Source organism: Azospirillum sp. UFLA03-27, from assembly GCF_059803775.1.
This window is the reverse complement of record NZ_JAUQTX010000113.1, coordinates 1-19,939: the sequence shown is the minus strand read 5'-3', so window position 1 is coordinate 19,939 and position 19,939 is coordinate 1. Positions and strand designations below refer to the sequence as shown.

Annotated in this window: 22 protein-coding genes; 11 read left to right on the top strand and 11 right to left on the bottom strand. The window is 69.4% G+C overall.

Annotated features, from left to right (window positions below; all coding sequences use genetic code 11):
- Together Q4I23_RS17570 and Q4I23_RS17565 are read left to right on the top strand one after the other, a co-directional pair.
- Positions 1–783 (top strand): EscU/YscU/HrcU family type III secretion system export apparatus switch protein (locus Q4I23_RS17570; RefSeq protein ID WP_498527029.1); only part of this gene is annotated, 783 nt, incomplete at its 5' end.
- Between the two features lie 128 nt (positions 784–911).
- On the top strand, positions 912–1,451 hold the full coding sequence (locus tag Q4I23_RS17565; RefSeq protein WP_145626155.1) for a hypothetical protein: 540 nt from the start codon (positions 912–914) through the stop codon (positions 1,449–1,451).
- 30 nt (positions 1,452–1,481) lie between these two features.
- Here the strand turns inward: Q4I23_RS17565 and Q4I23_RS17560 are convergent, their stop codons facing one another.
- Complete coding sequence (locus Q4I23_RS17560) at positions 1,482–1,910, bottom strand: Lrp/AsnC family transcriptional regulator (protein ID WP_454020842.1); 429 nt, start codon at positions 1,908–1,910, stop codon at positions 1,482–1,484.
- Positions 1,911–2,041: 131 nt separating this feature from the next.
- Between Q4I23_RS17560 and Q4I23_RS17555 the strand changes: the two genes are divergently transcribed.
- Positions 2,042–3,169 (top strand): saccharopine dehydrogenase family protein, encoded by a 1,128-nt coding sequence (locus Q4I23_RS17555; RefSeq protein WP_498527028.1) that lies wholly within the window; start codon positions 2,042–2,044, stop codon positions 3,167–3,169.
- Between the two features lie 33 nt (positions 3,170–3,202).
- Here the strand turns inward: Q4I23_RS17555 and Q4I23_RS17550 are convergent, their stop codons facing one another.
- Entirely contained in the window at positions 3,203–4,957 is a 1,755-nt protein-coding gene (locus Q4I23_RS17550) for a thiamine pyrophosphate-dependent enzyme (protein ID WP_498527027.1), read from the bottom strand.
- A gap of 290 nt (positions 4,958–5,247) precedes the next feature.
- On the opposite strand from Q4I23_RS17550, the gene Q4I23_RS17545 reads away from it, so the two are divergent.
- From Q4I23_RS17545 to Q4I23_RS17530, 4 genes are all read left to right on the top strand, one after another.
- On the top strand, positions 5,248–6,174 hold the full coding sequence (locus Q4I23_RS17545; RefSeq protein ID WP_498527026.1) for a PDR/VanB family oxidoreductase: 927 nt from the start codon (positions 5,248–5,250) through the stop codon (positions 6,172–6,174).
- A 28-nt stretch (positions 6,175–6,202) separates the two neighbouring features.
- Positions 6,203–6,628, top strand: a complete 426-nt coding sequence (locus Q4I23_RS17540) for a PAS domain-containing protein (RefSeq protein ID WP_237907861.1) — start codon at positions 6,203–6,205, stop codon at positions 6,626–6,628.
- Between the two features lie 100 nt (positions 6,629–6,728).
- The gene (locus tag Q4I23_RS17535) at positions 6,729–7,043 is read left to right on the top strand and encodes a hypothetical protein (protein WP_454020846.1); all 315 of its coding nucleotides are present in this window, start codon (positions 6,729–6,731) and stop codon (positions 7,041–7,043) included.
- Between the two features lie 147 nt (positions 7,044–7,190).
- The gene (locus Q4I23_RS17530; RefSeq protein WP_014199667.1) at positions 7,191–7,364 is read left to right on the top strand and encodes a DUF1328 domain-containing protein; all 174 of its coding nucleotides are present in this window, start codon (positions 7,191–7,193) and stop codon (positions 7,362–7,364) included.
- Between the two features lie 19 nt (positions 7,365–7,383).
- Here the strand turns inward: Q4I23_RS17530 and Q4I23_RS17525 are convergent, their stop codons facing one another.
- Both Q4I23_RS17525 and Q4I23_RS17520 read right to left on the bottom strand, forming a co-directional pair.
- Positions 7,384–8,589 (bottom strand): S41 family peptidase, encoded by a 1,206-nt coding sequence (locus tag Q4I23_RS17525; protein WP_498527025.1) that lies wholly within the window; start codon positions 8,587–8,589, stop codon positions 7,384–7,386.
- Positions 8,590–8,675: 86 nt separating this feature from the next.
- Positions 8,676–9,608, bottom strand: coding sequence for a LysR family transcriptional regulator (locus Q4I23_RS17520; RefSeq protein ID WP_498527024.1), 933 nt, complete (start codon positions 9,606–9,608; stop codon positions 8,676–8,678).
- Between the two features lie 103 nt (positions 9,609–9,711).
- Here Q4I23_RS17520 and Q4I23_RS17515 point away from each other — a divergent pair, with 103 nt between their 5' ends.
- Entirely contained in the window at positions 9,712–10,476 is a 765-nt protein-coding gene (locus Q4I23_RS17515; protein WP_498527023.1) for an SDR family NAD(P)-dependent oxidoreductase, read from the top strand.
- Between the two features lie 56 nt (positions 10,477–10,532).
- On the opposite strand, the gene Q4I23_RS17510 is transcribed toward Q4I23_RS17515, so the two are convergent.
- The 3 genes from Q4I23_RS17510 to Q4I23_RS17500 all read right to left on the bottom strand — a co-directional run bounded on the left by Q4I23_RS17510 (position 10,533) and on the right by Q4I23_RS17500 (position 13,987).
- Complete coding sequence (locus Q4I23_RS17510; protein WP_014199671.1) at positions 10,533–11,180, bottom strand: DUF47 domain-containing protein; 648 nt, start codon at positions 11,178–11,180, stop codon at positions 10,533–10,535.
- A gap of 140 nt (positions 11,181–11,320) precedes the next feature.
- Positions 11,321–13,525: a xanthine dehydrogenase family protein molybdopterin-binding subunit gene (locus Q4I23_RS17505; protein ID WP_498527022.1), complete on the bottom strand. Its 2,205-nt coding sequence runs from the start codon at positions 13,523–13,525 to the stop codon at positions 11,321–11,323.
- Between the two features lie 3 nt (positions 13,526–13,528).
- Complete coding sequence (locus tag Q4I23_RS17500; RefSeq protein WP_119509595.1) at positions 13,529–13,987, bottom strand: (2Fe-2S)-binding protein; 459 nt, start codon at positions 13,985–13,987, stop codon at positions 13,529–13,531.
- Positions 13,988–14,264: 277 nt separating this feature from the next.
- Between Q4I23_RS17500 and Q4I23_RS17495 the strand changes: the two genes are divergently transcribed.
- Entirely contained in the window at positions 14,265–15,158 is an 894-nt protein-coding gene (locus Q4I23_RS17495; protein WP_454020851.1) for a LysR family transcriptional regulator, read from the top strand.
- Between the two features lie 127 nt (positions 15,159–15,285).
- Entirely contained in the window at positions 15,286–17,670 is a 2,385-nt protein-coding gene (locus tag Q4I23_RS17490; protein ID WP_498527021.1) for an EAL domain-containing protein, read from the top strand.
- A gap of 37 nt (positions 17,671–17,707) precedes the next feature.
- On the opposite strand, the gene Q4I23_RS17485 is transcribed toward Q4I23_RS17490, so the two are convergent.
- The 4 genes from Q4I23_RS17485 to Q4I23_RS17470 form a co-directional block, all read right to left on the bottom strand.
- Positions 17,708–17,872 (bottom strand): hypothetical protein, encoded by a 165-nt coding sequence (locus Q4I23_RS17485; protein ID WP_454020853.1) that lies wholly within the window; start codon positions 17,870–17,872, stop codon positions 17,708–17,710.
- 127 nt (positions 17,873–17,999) lie between these two features.
- Positions 18,000–19,001 carry a glycosyltransferase family 9 protein gene (locus Q4I23_RS17480; RefSeq protein ID WP_498527020.1) on the bottom strand — a complete coding sequence of 334 codons (1,002 nt, stop codon included), beginning with the start codon at positions 18,999–19,001 and terminating at the stop codon, positions 18,000–18,002.
- Between the two features lie 86 nt (positions 19,002–19,087).
- Complete coding sequence (locus Q4I23_RS17475; protein WP_498527019.1) at positions 19,088–19,615, bottom strand: flagellar protein FlgN; 528 nt, start codon at positions 19,613–19,615, stop codon at positions 19,088–19,090.
- Positions 19,612–19,797, bottom strand: coding sequence for a rod-binding protein (locus Q4I23_RS17470; RefSeq protein WP_498527030.1), 186 nt, complete (start codon positions 19,795–19,797; stop codon positions 19,612–19,614). Before Q4I23_RS17470 ends, Q4I23_RS17475 begins: the two co-directional genes overlap by 4 nt.
- Between Q4I23_RS17470 and Q4I23_RS17465 the strand changes: the two genes are divergently transcribed.
- Positions 19,727–19,939, top strand: a 213-nt coding sequence (locus Q4I23_RS17465) for a hypothetical protein (protein WP_498527031.1), incomplete at its 3' end; no start/stop codon positions are given. The genes Q4I23_RS17470 and Q4I23_RS17465 overlap by 71 nt on opposite strands.

Below are 19,939 nucleotides of genomic sequence, written 5' to 3'. Positions count from 1 at the left end.
TCAGATGTGTATAAGAGACAGGGGCAGGGGCCGCTGCTGGCCGCCAGCGACCGCATCCGGCCGAAGCTGTCGCACCTGTCGCCGCTCAGCGGCTGGCGCCGCATCTTCTCGCGCCACGCGCTGGTCGAATTCGTGAAGAGTCTCGTGAAACTGGCGATCATCGCCTGCGCCGTCTGGTTCGCCGTGGCGCCCTACATCGATTGGACGGAGGGGATCGTGGGGATGGACGTTGCGGCGCTTCCCGACCTGCTGCGGGACCTGACCCTGCGGCTGCTTCTGGCCGTCCTTCTGGCGACGGTGGTGATGGCCGCCGTGGACGTGCTGTGGAACCGGCTGGAATGGCGGCGCCGCCTGCGCATGACCTTCCAGGAGCTGAAGGACGAGTTCAAACAGACCGAGGGCGACCCCCATCTGAAGGCGAAGCTGCGCGAGATCCGGCGCGACCGCTCGAAGCGCCGCATGATGGCGAACGTGCCGCGCGCCACGGTGGTCATCGCCAACCCGACGCACTTCGCGGTGGCACTGGAGTACGACCGCGCCAAGATGCCGGCGCCGGTCTGCCTCGCCAAGGGGGCCGACCTCGTGGCGCTGCGCATCCGCGCGGTGGCGGAGGAGAACGGCGTCCCGGTGATCGAGAACCCACCACTGGCCCGTGCCCTCTACGCCGCGTCGGAGGTCGACGCGGTGATCCCGCTCCAGCATTACCAGGCGGTGGCCGAGGTGATGATGTATGTGCTGCGTCTGAAGAACGGAGGGGCCGCGCAGCCGGCGCAGCGGGCGTGAACGGGTGGGCGTGAACGGGCGGGCGTGATTGGGCGCGGGCCGGATGGTTTGGAATTCAGCTTAATGTCTTCTCAACGGGTTTGGCGGTAGACGAAGGAACTCACCACCTTCCGCGGCGCATCACGGCAATGAGTGACAGCGACGACCTGTTCGAGATGTACCGCTCCGACCGCGCCGCCTCCGGCGCGCTGAAAGGGGAGGCGCTGGCCGCCGCGCTGGCCGACAATGTGCGGCGCAGCTTCGCGGAAATGGACCGGCTGATCGCGGAGGTGACCCAGGCGCTGGCCCAGGCCCGCTACGCGCTGCGCCTCGCCCCCGCGGTGGTGGACCGTGGCAGCTACCTTCAGCACGACCGCTCGTCCGAAAGCTTCCGCGATTACCTGCGCCTGTGGAGCCACCGCCGCGCCGAGGCGGGCAGCGGCGGGATGCATTGGGAAGCGAAGATCCTGGTCACCGACAGCCGCCGCCGCACGGCGGAACTCGGGCTGGGCGTCGCCGTCGAATGGCCAACCGCGGACCGCGCCGCCGATTGCGCCTTCGTGGAGTTCTGGACGACCGGCCAGGGGGTGAACCTGCCCTCCGAGGGCCGCAACTTCCAACGCGCGCTGGTCGCCTGCCTGCGGCGGCTGGAGGAGGCGGGGGAGATCACGCCCGCCGTGAAGCGCTGACCGGAGCGGCCGGGCGACCATCACCTTTCTTTACCGCTCGAACTTCGTTGCCATGATGATCGACGAGGTCGTCCGCTCGATGCCGTCGATGGCGCCGATGCGGTCGATCAATGCGTCCATCTCCTCCATCGTTCCGGTCCGCACCACGGCGATCAGGTCGTGCGCGCCGCTGATGGCGTGGAGTGCCCGCACCTCCGGGATGCGCTTCAGCGCCTGGACCACCGCGGCGGTCAGCTTGGGCGACAGGTTGATGGAGACATGGGCGCGGATCATCCGGCGCGTCGTCTCGTCCGACAGCCGCACCGTGTAGCCGGCGATCACGCCGCGTTCCTCCAACCGCTGGATGCGGCTCTGCACCGTGCTGCGCGACACGCGCAGGCGGCGGGCCAGCGCGGCGGTGGGCTCCCGCGCGTTGTCCTGAAGCGCGTCGAGAAGGTGCTGATCCAGCTCGTCCATCATATCGCCAGCCTTTCCGTCAATCCGCCGGTCAATGTCAGGCGTTTCGGCACCCTGCACCCTGCACATCGACAGGCCGTCCGGTCAAGATTGCGTCATAACGACGCAAGACAGAAAGCAGGGGGTACGGGACGATGCGCGACATTCTTCTGATGGGCGGCGGCAAGATCGGCGAGACCATCGGCGACTTCCTGAAGGCCACGGGCGATTACCGGGTGACGGTCGCCGACCGTTCGGCGGACGCGCTGGAGCGGCTGCCGACGCACCCGCGCATGGAGACGCGCGTGGTGGACGCCGCCGACCCCGCCGATCTCGCCGAGGCGATGCGCGGCAAGTTCGCGGTGCTGAGCGCGCTGCCCTATCACCTGACGGTCGGCGTGGCGGAGGCGGCGCGGGACGCCGGCACCCATTACCTCGACCTGACGGAGGACGTGGCGAGCACGCGGCGCGTCAAGGAGCTGGCCGACGGCGCGCCCTGCGCCTTCATCCCGCAGTGCGGGCTGGCGCCGGGCTTCATCTCCATCGTCGCCAACGACGTGGCCTCGCGCTTCGACACGCTGGACACGGTGCGGATGCGCGTCGGCGCCCTGCCGAAGTACCCGTCCAACGCCCTGAACTACAACCTGACCTGGAGCACTGAGGGCGTCATCAACGAGTATCTGGAGCCCTGCGAGGCCATCGTCGAAGGCCGCCTCGTCTCCGTCCCGCCGCTGGAGGAGCGCGAGGAGTTCTCCCTCGACGGCGTGCTGTACGAGGCGTTCAACACCTCGGGCGGGCTGGGCACGCTGTGCGAGACGCTGGCGGGCAAAGTGCGGACGCTCAACTACCGCTCCGTCCGCTATCCGGGGCACCGCGACCTGATGAAGGCGCTGCTGCACGACCTGCGGCTGGGAAGCCGGCGGGAATTGCTGAAGGACATCCTGGAGCATTCGATCCCGGCGACCCTCCAGGACGTCGTGCTGATCTTCGTGACGGTGACCGGGACGAAGCGGGGGCGGCTGCTCCAGGAAACCCACGCCAACAAGATTTACGGGCGGGAGATCGGCGGCACCTTCTACAACGGCATCCAGATCACCACCGCCTCGGGCATGTGCGCCGTGCTCGACCTGCTGGCCGACGGCACACTGCCGCAGCGGGGCTTCGTAAAGCAGGAGGAGGTGCGCTACGCCGACTTCATCGCCAACCGCTTCGGGCGCAACTACGCGATGACCGACGCGGCCCCCCAACAGGGATCACAGCAGGGGGTGGGGCGCGCCGCCTGAGCGGCCGCCCCTCCTTCCCCGCCGGGCCGCGCCTCAGATCACCTCGCGGGCGCGGCCCTTGAAGACGGTGGCGGCGATCTTCAGGGCGTCGGGGGTGCCGCGGGCCAGCGCCTCGGTAAAGTGCAGGGCCTGCTTGGCCTGCACCTTCGGCGGCATCGGCGGCTCGTTGGTGTCGACGAGGCAATCCACCACCACCGGCCCCGGATGGGCGAGGGCGGCGTCCAGCGTGGCGCCGCAGTCCTTCGGGTCGGTGATGGTGAAGCCCCGGCCGCCGCAGGCCTCCGCCACCTTGGCGAAGTCGATGGGCTGCAGGTCGCAGACATACTCGGGGTTGCCGAGCATGGCGATCTGCTCCCACTTGATCTGGCCGAGCGAGTTGTTGTTGTTGATGATGACCTTGATCGGCAGCTTGTACTTCACCGCCGTGGCGAAGTCGGCCATCAGCATGGAAAAGCCGCCGTCCCCGACATAGGCGATCACCTGCCGTCCGGGATGGGCGAGCTGCGCCGCGATGGCGTAGGGGACGCCCGGCGCCATGGTGGCGAGGTTGCCGGACAGGGAATGCATCTGGCCGCGCCGCGCCGGGATCTGCCGCGCCCACCAGGTGGCGATGGTGCCGCTGTCGCAGGCGACGATGGCCGTGTCGGACAGGCGCTTGCCCAGCTCCCACGCGACGACCTGCGGCTTCATCGGCAGGTCGGGGCGGGTGCCGCGCTCCTCCATCAGTTTCATCCACTCCGCCTTGCCGGCCTGCGCCGTCTTGAGGAAGGAGCGGTCCTCGTGCCGCCGCACCCGCTCGGTCAGGATGTCCAGCGCCAGCCCGCAATCGCCGACCAGCCCGGCCTCCACCGGGTAGCGCAGGCCGATGCGCGCCGCGTCGATGTCGATCTGGATCGCGCGGGCCTGCCCCGGCTTCGGGTAATACTCGATGTAGGGGAAGGTCGAGCCGGCGATCAGCAGCGTGTCGCAGGTCTCCAGCGCCTCCTGCGAGGGGGCGGTGCCGAGCAGCCCGACCTGCCCCGTCGTGAAGGGGCTGTCGTCCGGCACCGCGGCCTTGCCCAGCAGCGCCTTGACGATCACCGCCCCCAGCTTGTCGGCCAGCCGTTCGAGCTGGTCGGTCGCCCTCAGCGCCCCCTGTCCGGCCAGGATGACGATGCGCTTGCCGGCGTCGAGGACCTCCACGGCGCGGCGGGTCTGCGCCTCCGACGGAACGGGAAGCTGGGGGGCGAACAGGGCGGTGTTGTGGTCCTTCACGTTGCGCGGCGCCCGCATGTCAGCGCCGATGCCCTGCTCCTGCAGATCGACGGGGATGGTGATGTGCGACACGCCGCGGTGGGCGAGCGCGGTGCGGCAGGCCAGATTGGCGATGTTGCGGACGTGCGCCGCCCCCATGATGCGCTGGTTGTAGAGCGCGACGTCCTGGAACACCTTGTCCAGCTCCACGTCCTGCTGGGTGTAGGTGCCGACGAGGTCGTGGTACTGCAGCCCGGTGATCGCCAGCACCGGCTGGTGGTCGAGCTTGGCGTCGTAGAGGCCGTTCAGCAGATGCAGGCCGCCGGGGCCGGAGGTTGCGATGCACACGCCCAGCCGACCGGTGAACTTGGCGTAGCCGCAGGCGGCGAAGGCCGCCGCCTCCTCGTGACGGACCTGGATGAAGCGGATCTCGTCCTGGCGGCGGCGCAACGCTTCGACGATGCCGTTGATGCCGTCGCCGGGCATGCCGAAGATTGTGTCCACGCCCCAATCCACCAGAACATCCACCAGGATGTCGGAAGCCGTGCTCGCCATGAGGGAGTCTCCGTCGCAAACGGTCATGATGAAGTCGCTCGATCCATCGGCAACCGAGCGGAGCCGGGACGGTTCCCCGAACGGCGGGACGTTATTGGGCCTTGACCTCAAGTTAAGTTGAGGTTTTAAAGTGGCCGTAATGTATCTGGCATGCCAGCGGTGCCCCGCTCAGCCCGGGCGTCCGAAGGCAGGGCGGGGTGCAGGATGGAGCAACCACCCGGGCGGGCGAAAGAATGACGACAACCGGTCTAAGGGAGAATGCGCAACGGTCGCCGGCAACGACGCGGTCGATGCGCGTCCATTATATGGCGCGCGTCACACCGCAGGTCCTGCTGGTGGAGCTTCGCGATCCGGACGGCGAGGACTTGCCGCCCTACGAACCGGGCGCGCACATCGACGTGCACCTGCCGGACGGGGCGGTGCGCTCCTACTCGTTGTGCGGCGACCCGGCGGATCGCTCCGCCTACCGGATCGCCGTCCTGAATCTGCCGGGCGGGCGGGGATCGCGCTTCATCCACGGGGACCTGCGGCTCGGCACCACAGTGACCATCAGTCCCCCCCGGAACAATTTCCGCTTCGACGCCGCCCCGCGCTACCGGTTCATCGCCGGTGGCATCGGCATCACGCCTCTGCTGCCGATGATCCGCGAGGCGTCGCGCCGAGGAGCCGACTGGGTCCTGCATTACTGCGTGCGCAGCGCCGCCGAGGCGCCGTTCCTCGCCGAGCTTCGCGATCTGGCCAACGGCGACGTGGTGGTTCACGCCGCGGACGAAGGCCGGCGGCTGGCGGTGGCCGACCTGCTCACGGCGACGCCCGACGATGCCCTGATCTATTGCTGCGGCCCGCAGCGTTTGATGGACGCGGTCGCAGGCGCCGCACGGCCGTCGCAGGACGTGCGCTTCGAATGGTTCACGCCGCGCGCGGATGCGGAGCGTGACGCCGCACCGGATGATCGCTTCGAGGTCGTCTGCGCCCGCTCCGGCGTGACCGTCGCGGTGAAGGAGGGGGTGAGCGTGCTGGACGCGCTCGACGCCGCGGGTGTTTCCGTCGCCTCGTCGTGCGAGCAGGGCATCTGCGGCACCTGCGAGACGGTGGTGCTGGAGGGGGAGCCCGACCATCGCGACAGCGTCCTGTCCGACGCCGAACGCGCCGCCGGAAAGACGATGATGATCTGCGTGTCGCGCGCCCGCAGCGCACGCCTGGTTCTGGATATTTGACCGCAACACAAGGACGAGGGGGGAACTCATGACCGAGAACGATCTGCAACGGCTGGGGCTGGCGCTGCTGAACAGCCCGGCCGAGGCCATCGCCTATTCCGACCGCGAGGGCATTATCCGCTTCTGGAACGCGGGGGCCGAGCGTGTGTTCGGCTTCACCGCCGACGAGGCGCTCGGCCAGTCTCTGGACATCATCATTCCGGACCGTCAGCGCCAACGCCATTGGGACGGCTACGATCAGGTGATGAAGACGGGTGAGAGCCGTTACGGCAGCGGCGATCTGCTGTCGGTGCCGGCGACGCGCAAGGACGGAACCCGCATCTCGGTGGAGTTCACCATCGTGCCCCTGAAGGACACCGATGGGACAATGCTGGGGATGGCGGCGGTCATGCGCGACGTCTCCGCCCGGTTCGACGAGATGAAGGCCCTGCGCCGCCAAGCCGCCGGACGCTGAAACGCCCGTTGCCGCCCGGGCCTCCGAAATCGGAACCCTCCCGGGCGGAGTCCGTTGAGAAGGGCTGTACCTTCAAGACATCAGCCTGAGGGAGTGCGTCATGCGCAATCTGATGATCGCGGCGTCGGCCGCGATGCTTCTGGCCGCCTGTTCGGGTATGGACGGCGGCGGAACGGGCAGCGGCGGGATGAACAGCGGCGGCTCCGGCAGCGGACTCACGGGTGGTGGCACGTCCGGCAGCCAGGGTGTGGACGAGCCGAACGTCAACCCGAACGCGACCAGTTCCAGCTCCGGCCCCTATAGCGGGTCGAGCGTGAGCGAGCCGCAAAGCCGCACACGGTCGCCCAACGAGTCCGGCATGGACCAGGGCATGACGCGCCAATCCCTGCCGAACCGCTCCGGCACCGGGTGGTAACCCGCAACGGCGCGGCCATCCCGCGGAATTCCGGACCCGAGCGAATAGGGAGAGCCTGACCGGCCTGCGCTGGAACCTGCGGCGGTCCGCGAGGTTCCTACCCTGCCGGACGTGCCGGCTGGGTTTCAGAACGCGCAGGAGCGGTCCATGCTGAAATGGGCGTTGATCTTTTTCGTGGTGTCTCTGGTCGCCGGCGCGCTCGGCTTCACCAACGTGTCATCGGCCACCGCGGGAGTCGCGAAGATCCTCTTCGGGATCGCGCTGATCATCTTCCTGGTCTTCCTGGTCCTCGCCCTGCTGGCTGGCGAGGTGATCTTCTGATCCGTCGGCGAAATACCGGTCAGCGGGAGCGGAGAATGGACAACGCGCGGGCGAAGGCCTGATCGTTGGCCGCGTTGGGGATGCCGTTGGACGGCGGGGCGGATTGCCCGTCCTCCGCGGCCGGCTCCGCGATGGTCTCGTCGGGCTGGATGCCGATCTGGTGAATGGACTGCCCCGACGGCGTGTAGTAGCGCGCCGTGGTCAGTTTCAGCGCCCCGCTGTCGAAGGGGATGACGCTCTGGATGATCCCCTTGCCGAAGGTCGTCGTGCCGATCACCGTGGCGCGCCGGTGGTCCTTCAGCGCCCCGGTCAGGATTTCCGCGGCGGAGGCGGATTTCGCGTTGACCAGCACCACCAGCGGCAGGCCGTCCGTCTCGTCGCCGGGGGTGGCGGTGTAGGTCTTGTCCGCCCCGCGCCCGGGACCACGGGCGGTCAGGATCGTTCCCTTGTCGAGGAAGGCGTCGGCAACGCGGACGCTCGCCTGCACCAGCCCGCCGGGATTGTCGCGCACATCGATGATGAAGCCGCCGATGTCCGGCCCGATCCGCTCCCGCAGCGAGCGGATGGCCGTGCTGACCCCGGTGGCGGTCTGGCGGTCGAAGCGGCTTATACGGATGTAGCCCACCGCCCCGACGGCGGCCAGCCGGACCGAGGGGATGCGCAGCTTGCCGCGGACCACGCTGACGTCGAAGGGGTCCGGCGTCCCGACGCGCAGGACGGTCAGAGATACCGCCGCCCCTTCCGGCCCGCTCAGCATCTGCTTGACGGTTGCCAGCTCCGCCCCGCCGACCGGCTGCTGGTCCACCGCCAGGATCACGTCGCCGGAGCGCAGCCCGGCGGCCTCCGCCGGAGACTCGGGAACGGTCTCGGCGATGCGGACGCGGGTGCCGTGGGCCTCGTAGCGGATGCCCAGCCCGGCGAAGGCGCCGTCGTTCGACGCCTGCAACTGCCGGTATTCACCGTCGTCCAGATAGGCGGAGTAGCGGTCCCGCCCGGCCATGGCCTTGATGGCGATGTCCACCAGCTCGCGGTCGGTCAGCGGCTCGACATACTGGCCGCGGATGGTGCGCAGCGCCCGCAGGAAGCGGTCGACCTCCTCAGCCTCCGTGCTGTGGCCGTAGGGGGTGGAGTCGCCTGCGGCCTGCGCGCTCCGTCCGGTGGTCATGCCCCCCGGGATCGCGAGAAAGGCGCAAAGGGCGGCGGCGGTGACGAGGCGCAGCTTCACGGCGGCAATCTCTCGGGATCGGAGCGGCGATGCTTCGAAATTAGCCGTGAATTGGTTTATGTACCGTTAACCATAACCGGGGCGTGTTAGTCTTTGCCCAGGCCGACGGTCCGCCGCCACACCGGCTCCGACAGGCGCTCGATGAGAAAGTCGGCCAGGACCCCGACCTTCGCCGGACGTGTGCGGGCCGACGGAGTAACGAAGTAGAGCCCGCCTTTCGGCAGCGACCAGTCGGTCAGAATGGCGGTCAGCCGCCCGTCCGCCACATGCTCCGCGGCCATGAACTCCGGCAGTTCGGCGATCGCCAAACCCTCCAGCAGCATCGGCACCAGGGCGTCGGCGTTGGTGACGCGCAGCGGGCCGGACGGAGTCACGCTCTCCTCCTCGCCGGCGCCGTTGGTGAAGTGCCAGATGTCCTGGCGCCGCCGGTACGCGTAGCCCAGGCAATGATGGTCCTTCAGGTCACGCGGATGCCGGGGCAGGCCGTGGCGGGCGATGTAGCCGGGAGCGGCAAGGACGACGGGAGCGATGGGGCACAGCCGCCGGGCCACCAGCGAGCTGTCCGGAAGCACGGCGATCCGCAGCGCGGCGTCGAAGCCTTCGCCCACCAGATCGACGGTCGCGTCGCTCAAATGCAGGTCGATGGAAATCTCCGGATAGAGACGGAAGAAGTCCGGCAGCAGGGGCGCCACCCAGCGCAACCCGAACGACATCGGCACCGCCAGACGGATCAGACCGCGCGGGCGGCTGGACAGTTCGCGCGCCGCGTTCTCGGCCGCCTCCGCCTCGTCGTAAAGGCGCATCGCGCGCTCGGCCAGGGAATGGCCGAAATCGGTCAAGGCCAGCCGGCGCGAGGAGCGGTTGAACAGCCGTCCGCCCAACCGCTCCTCCAGCCGGCCGACCGCGCGCGACACCGTGGCGACCGACACGCCCATGGCGCGGGCCGCACCGGCGAAGGAGCGCTCCTCCACCACTTTGGCGAACATCGCCAAGCCTTCGAAATCCGGCAGTTTCGACATCGCCAATCCTGCAACGATGGTTTTCAGTCGTTTCTATTTCGGTGTCTATCTGCCGTCGATAGCTTTGTCTCCAGCGAACAACCCAGTCCCAAGGAGACTTCCGATGTCACGCAAGCTCGACGGCAAGATCGCCCTCGTCACCGGCGCCACCAGCGGCATCGGCCTTGCCGCGGCCAAGCGCTTCGCCGCCGAAGGTGCGGCCGTCTACCTCACCGGCCGCCGCCGATCCGAACTGGAGGCCGCGGTCGCGGCGATCCGGGACGCCGGCGGCACGGCGACGGGGGTGCAGGCCGACTCGTCCAATCTGGCCGATCTCGATCGGCTCTATGCCCGGATCCAGAGCGAGGCGGGCCGTCTCGACGTGCTGTACGCCAACGCCGGCGGCGGCGGCATGCTGCCGCTGGGCGCCATCACCGAGGAGCAGTATGAGGACACGTTCAACCGCAATGTGAAGGGCGTGCTGTTCACCGTGCAGAAGGCGCTGCCGCTGCTCGGCCGGGGCGCGTCGGTGATCCTCGCCGGGTCCACCGCCGGCAGCATGGGCACGGCGGCCTTCAGCGTCTACAGCGCCAGCAAGGCGGCGGTGCGCAACTTCGCCCGCAGCTGGATCCTGGACCTGAAGGACCGCGGCATCCGCGTCAACACGCTCAGCCCCGGCCCGATCCGCACGCCGGGTCTGGTCGAGCTGGCCGGTCCGGACGCGGCGCAGCAGCAGGGGCTGGTGGATTATCTGGCGGCGCAGGTGCCGCTGGGCCGCGTCGGCGATCCCGACGAAATCGCCAGGGCCGCTGTCTTCCTGGCGTCCGACGACAGCAGCTTCGTCAATGGCGTGGAGCTGTTCGCCGACGGCGGCATGGCCCAGGTTTGAGCCGGATGTGAGCGGGGAGCGGCTTTCGCTCCCCCGCCCGTGGGCGAGAACCGCCCTTACGCCTGATCCAGGGTGATCCCTTCGATGAGGTCGCCCACGTCGTCGCAGCGGTCGGTGACGGCTTCCAGCAGTTCGTAGACCTCGCGGCGGCCCAGGAAGTCGATCATCTCCGGACGCTCGGCGATCAGGGACTTCATGGCGTCGCGCAGGATCTCGTCGGCCTCGTCCTCCAGGTCGGAGATCTGGCCGCAGATGTGCAGGATGCGGTCGGCGTGTACGGAGATTTTGGTCAGCAGCGGCATGACCTCGGACAGCAGGGCCGCTTGGCGGCGGCCGATCGCCGCCATGCGCATCATCCGGTCGTCGAAGGTCTCGATGCCGTAGAGCGCGGCGAGGCGCGGCACCTCGTCCATCAGGTCGATGCAATCATCCAGCGCGTTGATCAGCGCCTGGATCTCCGACCGGTCGAAGGGGGTGATGAAGGCGCGGTGCAACCCGCGCCCGGCGTCCTTGGCAACGCGGTCGGCGTCCTTCTCGATCCGCTTCAGCGTCGCGGTACGGTCGGCGCGCTCCTCCGGACCGGCCTGCATGACGGCTTCCAGGGCGGCGGAGGCGTCGACGATGTGCCGGGCCTGCTCGATGAATTGCTCAATGACCCGCTCTTCCTTCGGCATCATGGAGCGGATGGCGCGCAGCAGCAGCATGGAAACGGTTCTCTCGGTCGGTTCTGCCGTTTCCTCTTAACGCCGGGCGTCATGAATTTGCAGCAAAAACGTCATACGGGCAGGACAGGGCAGACAGGCCGGGGGAAAAACGCCCCGGCCTGCCCTGTTCTGCGCCGTCGTTACACCATGCCGGAGCGGGTGAAGGGCAGGTGATGCAGCCGCTTGCCGGTGGCGGCGAAGACCGCGTTGGCGACCGCCGGGGCCGCGGTCGGCACGCCGGGTTCGCCGACGCCGGTCGGACGGGCCGTGGAGGGGAGGATGTGAACCTCGATCGGCGGCATCTCCGAGTTGCGGAGCGGCTGGTAGGCGTCGAAGTTGCTCTGGTCCACCAGCCCGCCGGTCAGCGTGATCTCGTCGCGCAGCGCGTGGCCGATGGCCCAGCCGGTGCCGCCGGAGACCTGAGCCTCGACGATGTTGGGGTTCACGACCTGCCCGCAATCCACCGCACAGACCACACGGTCGATGGTCACGCGGCCCTGCTCGTCCACGGAGACCTCCGCGACGTGGGCGACGAAGCTGCTGAAGCTTTCATGCACGGCGATGCCGCGGCCCTTGCCCTTGGGCAGCGGCTGGCCCCAGCCGGCCTTTTCGGCCGCCAGCTTCAACACGCCCTGGAGGCGCGGGTGATCCTTCAGCATCTCCAGCCGGAAGGCCACCGGGTCCTTGCCCGCCGCCGCGGCCAGCTCGTCGATCATCACCTCCTTGGCGTAGGCGGTGTGGGTGTGGCCGACCGAGCGCCACCACAGGGTGGTGACCGGCGACGGCGGGGAGTGCAGGTCGACATGCAGGTTCGGCACCGCGTAGGCCATGTCCGAGGCGCCCTCGACCGCCGTCGCGTCCACGCCGTTCTTGACCATGAAGCCTTCGAACAGGGTGCCGATCATGAAGCTCTGCCCGACGATGCTCTGCCGCCACGCCACCAGCGTGCCGGAGGCGTCCAGGCCAGCCTTCACCTTGTGCAGGAACAGCGGGCGGTAGCGGCCGCCGCGGATGTCGTCCTCGCGCGTCCACACCAGATGGACCGGCGCCTTGCCGCCATAGGCCTTGGCGATGGTCACCGCCTCCGCGATGTAGTCGGCGTCCGGGGTGGCGCGGCGGCCGAAGCTGCCGCCCGCCCAGACGGTGTTGATGACCACCTGTTCCGGCTTGCAGCCGAGGATGCCGGCGGCGACCTTCTGCTCCACCCCCTGGAACTGGGAGCCGGCCCAGATGGTGCAGCCGCCGTCCGGAGTCAGCTCCACGGTCGCGTTCAACGGCTCCATCGGGGCGTGGGCGAGATAGGGGAAGACGAACTCCGCCTCCACCACCTTGGCGGCGCTGGCCAGGGCCTTCGCCGTGTCGCCGGTGTCGGTGGCCACATTGCCCGGCTGGTCGGCCAGCTTGCGGTAGTCGGCGAGCATCTCCTCAGTGCCGCGCATCTCCGCCTTAGCGTCGTCCCACTCCACCGTCAGCGCCTCGCGGCCCTTCATGGCGGCCCAGGTGTTCCTGGCGACGACCGCGACGCCGATCGGCAGGGTCAGCACCTCCAGGACACCCGGCACCTGCTTCGCCGCGGCGGCGTCCACCGACTTCACCGTGCCGCCGAAGCGGGGGGAGCGGGCGAGAACCGCCGTCACCTGGCCGGGGCGGCGGATGTCCATGGCGAAGATCGCCGTGCCATCGGTCTTGGACACATGGTCCAGCCGGTGCAGCGACGGGTTGCCGATGAGTTTGTAGTCCTTGGCGTCCTTCAGCGCGACGTTCTGCGGGACGGGCAGCTTCGCCGCGTCCTCCGCCAACTCGCCGAAGCGGGCGCTGCGGTTGGAGGCGGCGTGGCGGACGACGCCCTGCTCGACCGTGACGGACGAGACCGGGACCGACCAGCGCGCCGCGGCGGTGGCGACCAGCATGGCGCGGGCGGCGGCGCCGGCCATGCGCAGCTCGTCCCAGCTGTTGGCGACCGCGGTGGAGCCGCCGGTGCCCTGGATGCCGAAGAAGTGGTTGGCGTAGAGCGCGCCGTCCGCCGGGGCGAAGGCGCCCCGCATCTGCGCCCAGTCGGCGTCAAGCTCCTCCGCGACGATGGTGGTCAGGCCGGTCATGATGCCCTGGCCCTTGTCCAGATGCTTGACCAGCACGGTGACCGTGTCGTCGGCGGCGATGCGGATGAAGGCCTGCGGGCGCGGGTCGGCCGGGCCGACGACCTTGGGGGCGGCAGTCTCGCTGGCGAAACCGGTCCGGGGCAGCATGGCGCCGAGAACCAGCGCGCCGCCGGCCCCCTTGAGGAAGCCGCGGCGCGAGGGGGAGGCGACGTCCGCCGCCGCCTGCTTGATGAGCTGGTTCAGCATGGCTCAGGCCCCCATCGCCTTGGCGGCGTCCTTGATGGCCGCGCGGATGCGCGGATAGGTGGCGCAGCGGCAGACGTTGCCGTCCATCGCCGCGTCGATGTCGTCGTCCGTGGGGTTGCGGTTGTCGGTCAGCAGGGCCACGGCGCTCATGATCTGGCCGGACTGGCAGTAGCCGCACTGCACCACGTCCAACTTCTGCCAGGATGCCTGGACGGCCTGGGCGACCGTGCCAGACACGCCCTCGATCGTGGTGATCTTGGTGCCGGCTGCGGATTCCGCCGGGGTCTGGCAGGCGCGGATCGGCGTGCCGTCCATATGGACGGTGCAGGCGCCGCACTGGGCGATGCCGCAGCCGAACTTGGTGCCGGTCAGGTTCAGCTCGTCCCGCAGGACCCACAGAAGCGGCATGTCGCCGGGCACGTCGACGTCCCGGTCCTGCCCGTTGATGTTCAAACGAATCATCGGATGATCCCTGTCTCTCGACTCTGCCTGTCGGGTATTATGGTGCGGGCCTTCGGCGGGCAATTCTTGCGTGAAGCCCAGCTTCGAAAAGACCGTGTGCAGTGTGGTCCCGTTCGGCGGGTGTGGCAAACATCCCAGTGTGGGAGTTGGTCTTCCGCGGAAGCGACCGCCCTATCCGTTCGTTTGGCCCGCAAGCGTAACCACGAGCATCCTAACCGCTTCGCCGCGAGACGAATAGCCGGTACAATCCGCTTGGGCTTATGAACGTGGTGCATGAATGAACCGGAACGACCTCAGCGATCTGGCGGCCTTCGCCGTCGTGGCGGAGGAGGGGAGCTTCACGCGGGCGGCGGCCCGGCTGGGCATGTCCCAATCCGCGCTCAGCCACGCCATGAAGGCGCTGGAGGACCGGCTGGGCCTGCGCCTGCTGGCCCGGACGACCCGCAGCGTGTCCACGACGGAGGCCGGGCAGCGGCTGCTGCGCACCCTGCGGCCGGCACTGGACGACATCGCCGCCGGGCTGGCGGCGGTGGGGGAACTGCGCGAGAAGCCCGCCGGCACGTTGCGCATCACCACCGGCAAGCACGCCGCCGTCCGGGTGCTGTGGCCCGTGCTGTCGCGCTTCCTCGCCGACTATCCGGAGGTGCAGGTGGAGCTGTCCATCGACAGCAGCCTGACCGACATCGTGGCAAGCCGCTTCGACGCCGGGGTCCGGCTGGGCGAGCAACTCGAAAAGGACATGATCGCGGTGCGCATCGGCCCGGACATCCGGGCGGCCATCGTCGGCGCGCCTGCCTATTTCGCGCAGCGTCCGGTGCCCTGCGCCCCGCAGGATCTGGCCGGGCACGACTGTATCAACTACCGCTTCACCACGTCCGGCGCCGTCTATGTGTGGGAATTCGAGGAGGACGGCCATCCGGTGAACGTCCGGGTGACCGGATCGCTGGTGTCCAACGACATGGACGTCATCATGGCCGCCGTTCTGGATGGGCGGGGGCTGGCCTACATCTTCGAGGACGAGGTGGCGGAGCACGTCGCCGCCGGGCGGCTGGTCCGCGTGCTGGACGATTGGTGCACACCGTTTCCCGGCTATTACCTCTACTACCCCAGCCGCCGGCAGATCCCGCCGGCTCTGGCCGCCCTGGTCGACGCGCTGCGCTACCGACTGTAGCGTCCGCGCAACTTGCGCATGCCGATTCCGCGCTCCGGACGGATCCGAAAAAGGATTATTAACGTACCAAAAGATTAAGGTAATCGGATCAAGCGGCGTCGAGCCGCCGGAACGGGATGAACGCCGGATGATGCGTGTGTATGCCTGCATAACCCAGCAGCACGATTTGTGGCTCGTGCTGCTGGCGGGGGCGGTCTGTGGATTCGGTGCCTGGGTGTCCCTGAACCTGGCCCGCCGCGCGGCCGCGGTGGCGGGACGGGCGCGCTGGGGCTGGCTGGCCGGTGCCGCGACGGCGACCGGCGGCGGCGTGTGGGCGACCCATTTCATCGCCATGCTGGCCTTCCGGACCAGCCTGCCCATGGGCTACGACGTCGGCCTGACGGTCCTGTCGATCCTGATCGCCATCGGCGGCGCCGCGGTGGGCATCCGCCACGCCATCGGCGGCGGGCGGCTGGCCGCCCCGCTGGGCGGCGCCATCGCCGGGGCCGCGGCGACGGCCATGCATTTCACCGGCATGGCGGCGCTCCAGGTGCCGGCCAACCTGCATTACGACCCGGCTTACGTCGCGGTGGCCCTGGGCCTGGGCGTCCTGCTGGGCGGAGCGGGCTTCACCGCCGCCCTGCGGATCGGGTCGCTGAAGGGGCTGGCGGCCGGCGCGGCCCTGCTGGCGCTGGGCATCTGCGGGCTGCATTTCACCGGCATGGCCGGCGTCACGCTGATCCCCGACCCGCTGCACGACATGTCCGACCAGATCATGGAGCCGGGCCTGCTGGCGGTCGCCATCGCGGTAACGGCCACGGTGGTGATGGCGCTGGGCCTTGCCGGGGCCATCGTCGACCAGCGGCTGGCCGCCAGGACGGCGCACGAGGCGGCCCGGCTGCGCGCCAGCGAGGAGCGGTTCCGCCAGCTCGCCGACGCCACCACGGAAGGCATCGTGATCCACCGCGACGGCGTGATCCTCGACGTCAACCGCGCCATGGCGGAACTGCTGGGCAAACCGCAGGCGGATTTTATCGGCCAGTCCATGCTGCGCTTCGTGGTGCAGAACCGCCGCTCCGACATCGAGCGCAAGCTGGCCCAGCCCTCCTCCGAGCGGGTGGAGCTGGACCTGCTGCACGACGACGGCACCCTGGTGATGGTCGAGGCGCACGGACAGGACATCACGCACGAGGGCCGTCCTGCCCGTGTCGTCGCCGTGCGCGACATCCGCGAGCGCAAGCGGGCGGAGGAGCGCATCCGCCATATGGCCCATCACGACCTGCTGACCGGCCTGCCGAACCGCTCCCTGTTCCTCGACCGGCTGAACGGCGCGCTGGCCAGCGCGGGGCGGGCGCGCACCGGGGTGGCGGTGCTCTATCTGGATCTCGACCGCTTCAAGGCGGTGAACGACCTGCTGGGCCACCCGGCGGGCGACCGGCTGCTGCAGGAGATGGCGCGCCGCATGCTGGAGGCGGTGCCCAGCCACGACACAGTGGCGCGGCTAAGCGGCGACGAGTTCGCCGTTCTGCACCGCATCGCCCAGCCGGGCGAGGCGCTGGCCCTGGCCGACCGTCTGGTCAAGGCGCTGGGCGTGCCCGCCGAGCTGGACGGCCAGCGGATGGTGGTCGGGACGAGCGTCGGCATCGCCCTGTTCCCGCAGGACGGCACCGGGGCGGAAGCGCTGCTCCAGCACGCCGACACCGCCCTCTACCGCGCCAAGTCGGAGGGGCGGGGCACCTTCCGCTTCTTCGAGGCGGAAATGGACGAGCGGCTGCAGGCCCGCCGTGGCCTGGAGCGCGACCTGCGCCAAGCGCTGAGCGACGGCGCGCTCAGCGTCCATTACCAGCCGCTGGAGGATTGCCGGACGCACCGCATCCTGGGCTTCGAGGCGCTGGTGCGCTGGAAGCATCCGGAGCGCGGCATGATTCCGCCGTCGGAGTTCGTGCCGCTGGCCGAGGAGAGCGGGCTGGTGATGCAGCTCGGCGAGTTCGTGCTGCGCACCGCCTGCCGGGACGCCCGGAACTGGCCGGACCCGGTCAAGGTGGCGGTGAACCTGTCGCCGGTCCAGTTCCGCCACTCCGACCTTCCGGCCACGATCCTCGGCATCCTGGAGGAGGAGGGAATGCCGGCGCACCGGCTGGAGATCGAGGTGACCGAGGGGGTGATGATCGACGACACCGAACGTGCCCTGGCGGCGCTGACCGCCCTGAAGGCCGCGGGGGTGCGCATCGCCCTGGACGATTTCGGCACAGGCTATTCCAGCCTCAGCTACCTTCAGAAATTCACCTTCGACAAGCTGAAGATCGACCGATCCTTCGTTCAGCTGATGGCGGAGAACCGCGAGTCCCTGTCGATCATCCGCACCATCCTGGCCCTCGCGAAGAGTCTGGACATCGCCGTCACGGCGGAGGGCGTGGAGACGGAGGAGCAGCGGACCCTGCTGAAGAACGAGTCCTGCAACCAGCTCCAGGGCTATCTGATCGGGCGCCCGGTCCCGGCGTGCGAACTGGCACGCTTCTACGAGCCGGCGTGAGGCGCCGTCACGGACGTTTTTCGCGGCGTGGCACGGGTCAGCGGATCTCGATGAGGTCCGTCAACTCGCGCACGACCAGTTCCAGGCTGTCGGCCACGGCCTCACACGACACCCGCTCCTCCGGGGTGGTGAAGTCGGCGGAGCGCAGGGTGGCGATCTGCTCCTTCAACCGGCCGATGTAGGCAATCAGCTTGTCTTCCATGCCCGGACCCCGTGGTGCGAGAGGCCTCCCGCAACCATAACAGGCGAGCGGGGGCTTTGGCCCTGGAATTCTCCGCCGGCGGGTTTGCCGAGTGAGGACGGCCGGCTGAACGAAAGCCGAGGGTGGTTCAGGAACGGATCAGCGCCTCGACCTCCCGGATCGCCGCATCGGCGGGAATGCGCTCCATCTCGCGGCCGCCGAAGGCGGCGGCGGTCAGCACCGCGCCCCGCGTCACCTTGGGGCGCAGCTTCTCCGCGATGGTCGGACCGTAGAGGGTCAGCAGCGGCACGTCGGCGAGGCCGAACAGGTGGCTGGTCCCGCTGTCGTTGGCGACCGCCGCCGCGCAGCGCCGGGTCAGCGCGATGGTGCGCACCGGGGAATAGCGCGGCTCCGCCGGTTCGGCGTCCTGGAGCGGGAACAGCGCCTGCGGCACCGCGGCGCGCAGCTCGGGCAGCCAGTCCAACTCCGCCGGGCCGAGGATGAAGACCGGCACCCGCCCATCGGCGACCTGGGCGCGGGCCAGTTCCACGAAGCGGTCCAGCGGCCAGCACTTCACGCGCTTGCCCGCCCCCGGCGCGATGGCGACGTAGTTCGGCCCATCGGGCAGGACGGCGCGCGCCTCGGCCTCGGCCTCGGCCGGGATGGGCACGGCCATGTCCAGCGGCGGACGGCGCCCGCCGGCGACCTCCAGCAGGTCGAACAGGCGGTCCAGCACATGCCGCGGCTCCTTGTAGCCGGGCGGTGGGCGGCGGTCCGACAGGCGGTAGCCGGCGCAGGCCGAGACGAACACGTCGTGCTTCAACCGTCGCGCCAGCAGCGTCCGCCAGGGCAGCGCCTGGGTGTCCAGCACCAGGGAAAAGCGCTCGCGGATGGGCATCGGCTTCAGCAGGCCGAGCGGGCTCCGCCCGATGCCGGTGTCGGCGCGGAACTCGTCGATCAGCCCGTCCATCATCGGGCGCAGCGTGGTCGCCAGATGGGTGCCTTCGGTGGTGATCCAGGTGATCCGGTGATCCGGGAACAGCCCCCGCAGGGCGCGCACGAAGGGAATCTTGATGAGCGCGTCGCCGATCAGCTCGCCATGGGTGAAAACGGCGAGCGACGGGGAGCCGGCGCGGTCGGTTGCGGGCATGCGGAAGCCTCGGGAGGATGCGGCCAAGCGGACGGCGGACTATAGCGGCCCGCATCCGGCGGCGGAACCCTTGGCATCGGCGGAGATTACAGCTCCGCGTTCAGGCCCGACGCCGACAGCTCGACCGGGCGCACCGCATGGCCGGAGGGGGCGTAGAGGCCGTCGCTGGCCGCCTTTTCCAAGGCCACAAGAAGGCTGCGGTTGATCGACAGCACGGCCTTGCGCATGGCGACCAGCCCCGCCGCGTTGTCGTTGATGGCGCGGTCCAGCCGCTCCACCCGCTCCAGGATCATCGCGCGCAGATCGTCGTTCAGCCGCAGCGTGCCCGACTGCGCCTGGGTCATGATGCCGCCCAGACGGTCGGCCATCGCCTGCTTGCGCCGGGCGTAGCCCTCCAGCCCCTCCAGATCGCCGGCGGCGAGCGCCGCCGTCTCCTCGTCGAGCAGGACGCTCAGTTCGGCCACCGTGTCGAGGAACTCCGTCATCACGACGGCGGTCGGCCCGTCGGCCAGCGCGGGGATCTCGGGTTCCGCGGCGGCGACGGGGGCGGCGTCCGCCTCCGGCTTGGTGTCGGGGGCGAATTCGCGGATCAGGTCCTTGAAGCGGCGGCTCATCCCTTGGTTCCTTCGCTCGTCTGGCCGTAGAGGCGGGCCACGTCGGCCTCGACCATGCGGCCGATCCCCAGCGTGCCGGCCTCGGCGATGGCCTTGCCGTATTCCTGGAGCATGAAGCTGCGCCACGTCCGCTCGCCCTGGCCGCCGCCGAAGGCGCTGCCGGTCTCCACACCGGCGAACATCGACTCCAGCATCTGCCCGACCATCAGCGCCTCGAACTCCTGCCCGGCCTTCTCGGCGGATTGGGTTCGGGCGGCGGGTTTCGCGGCGGCGGAACGCGCAGCTGTCTCTTATACACATCTGACGCTGCCGACGATTATACGC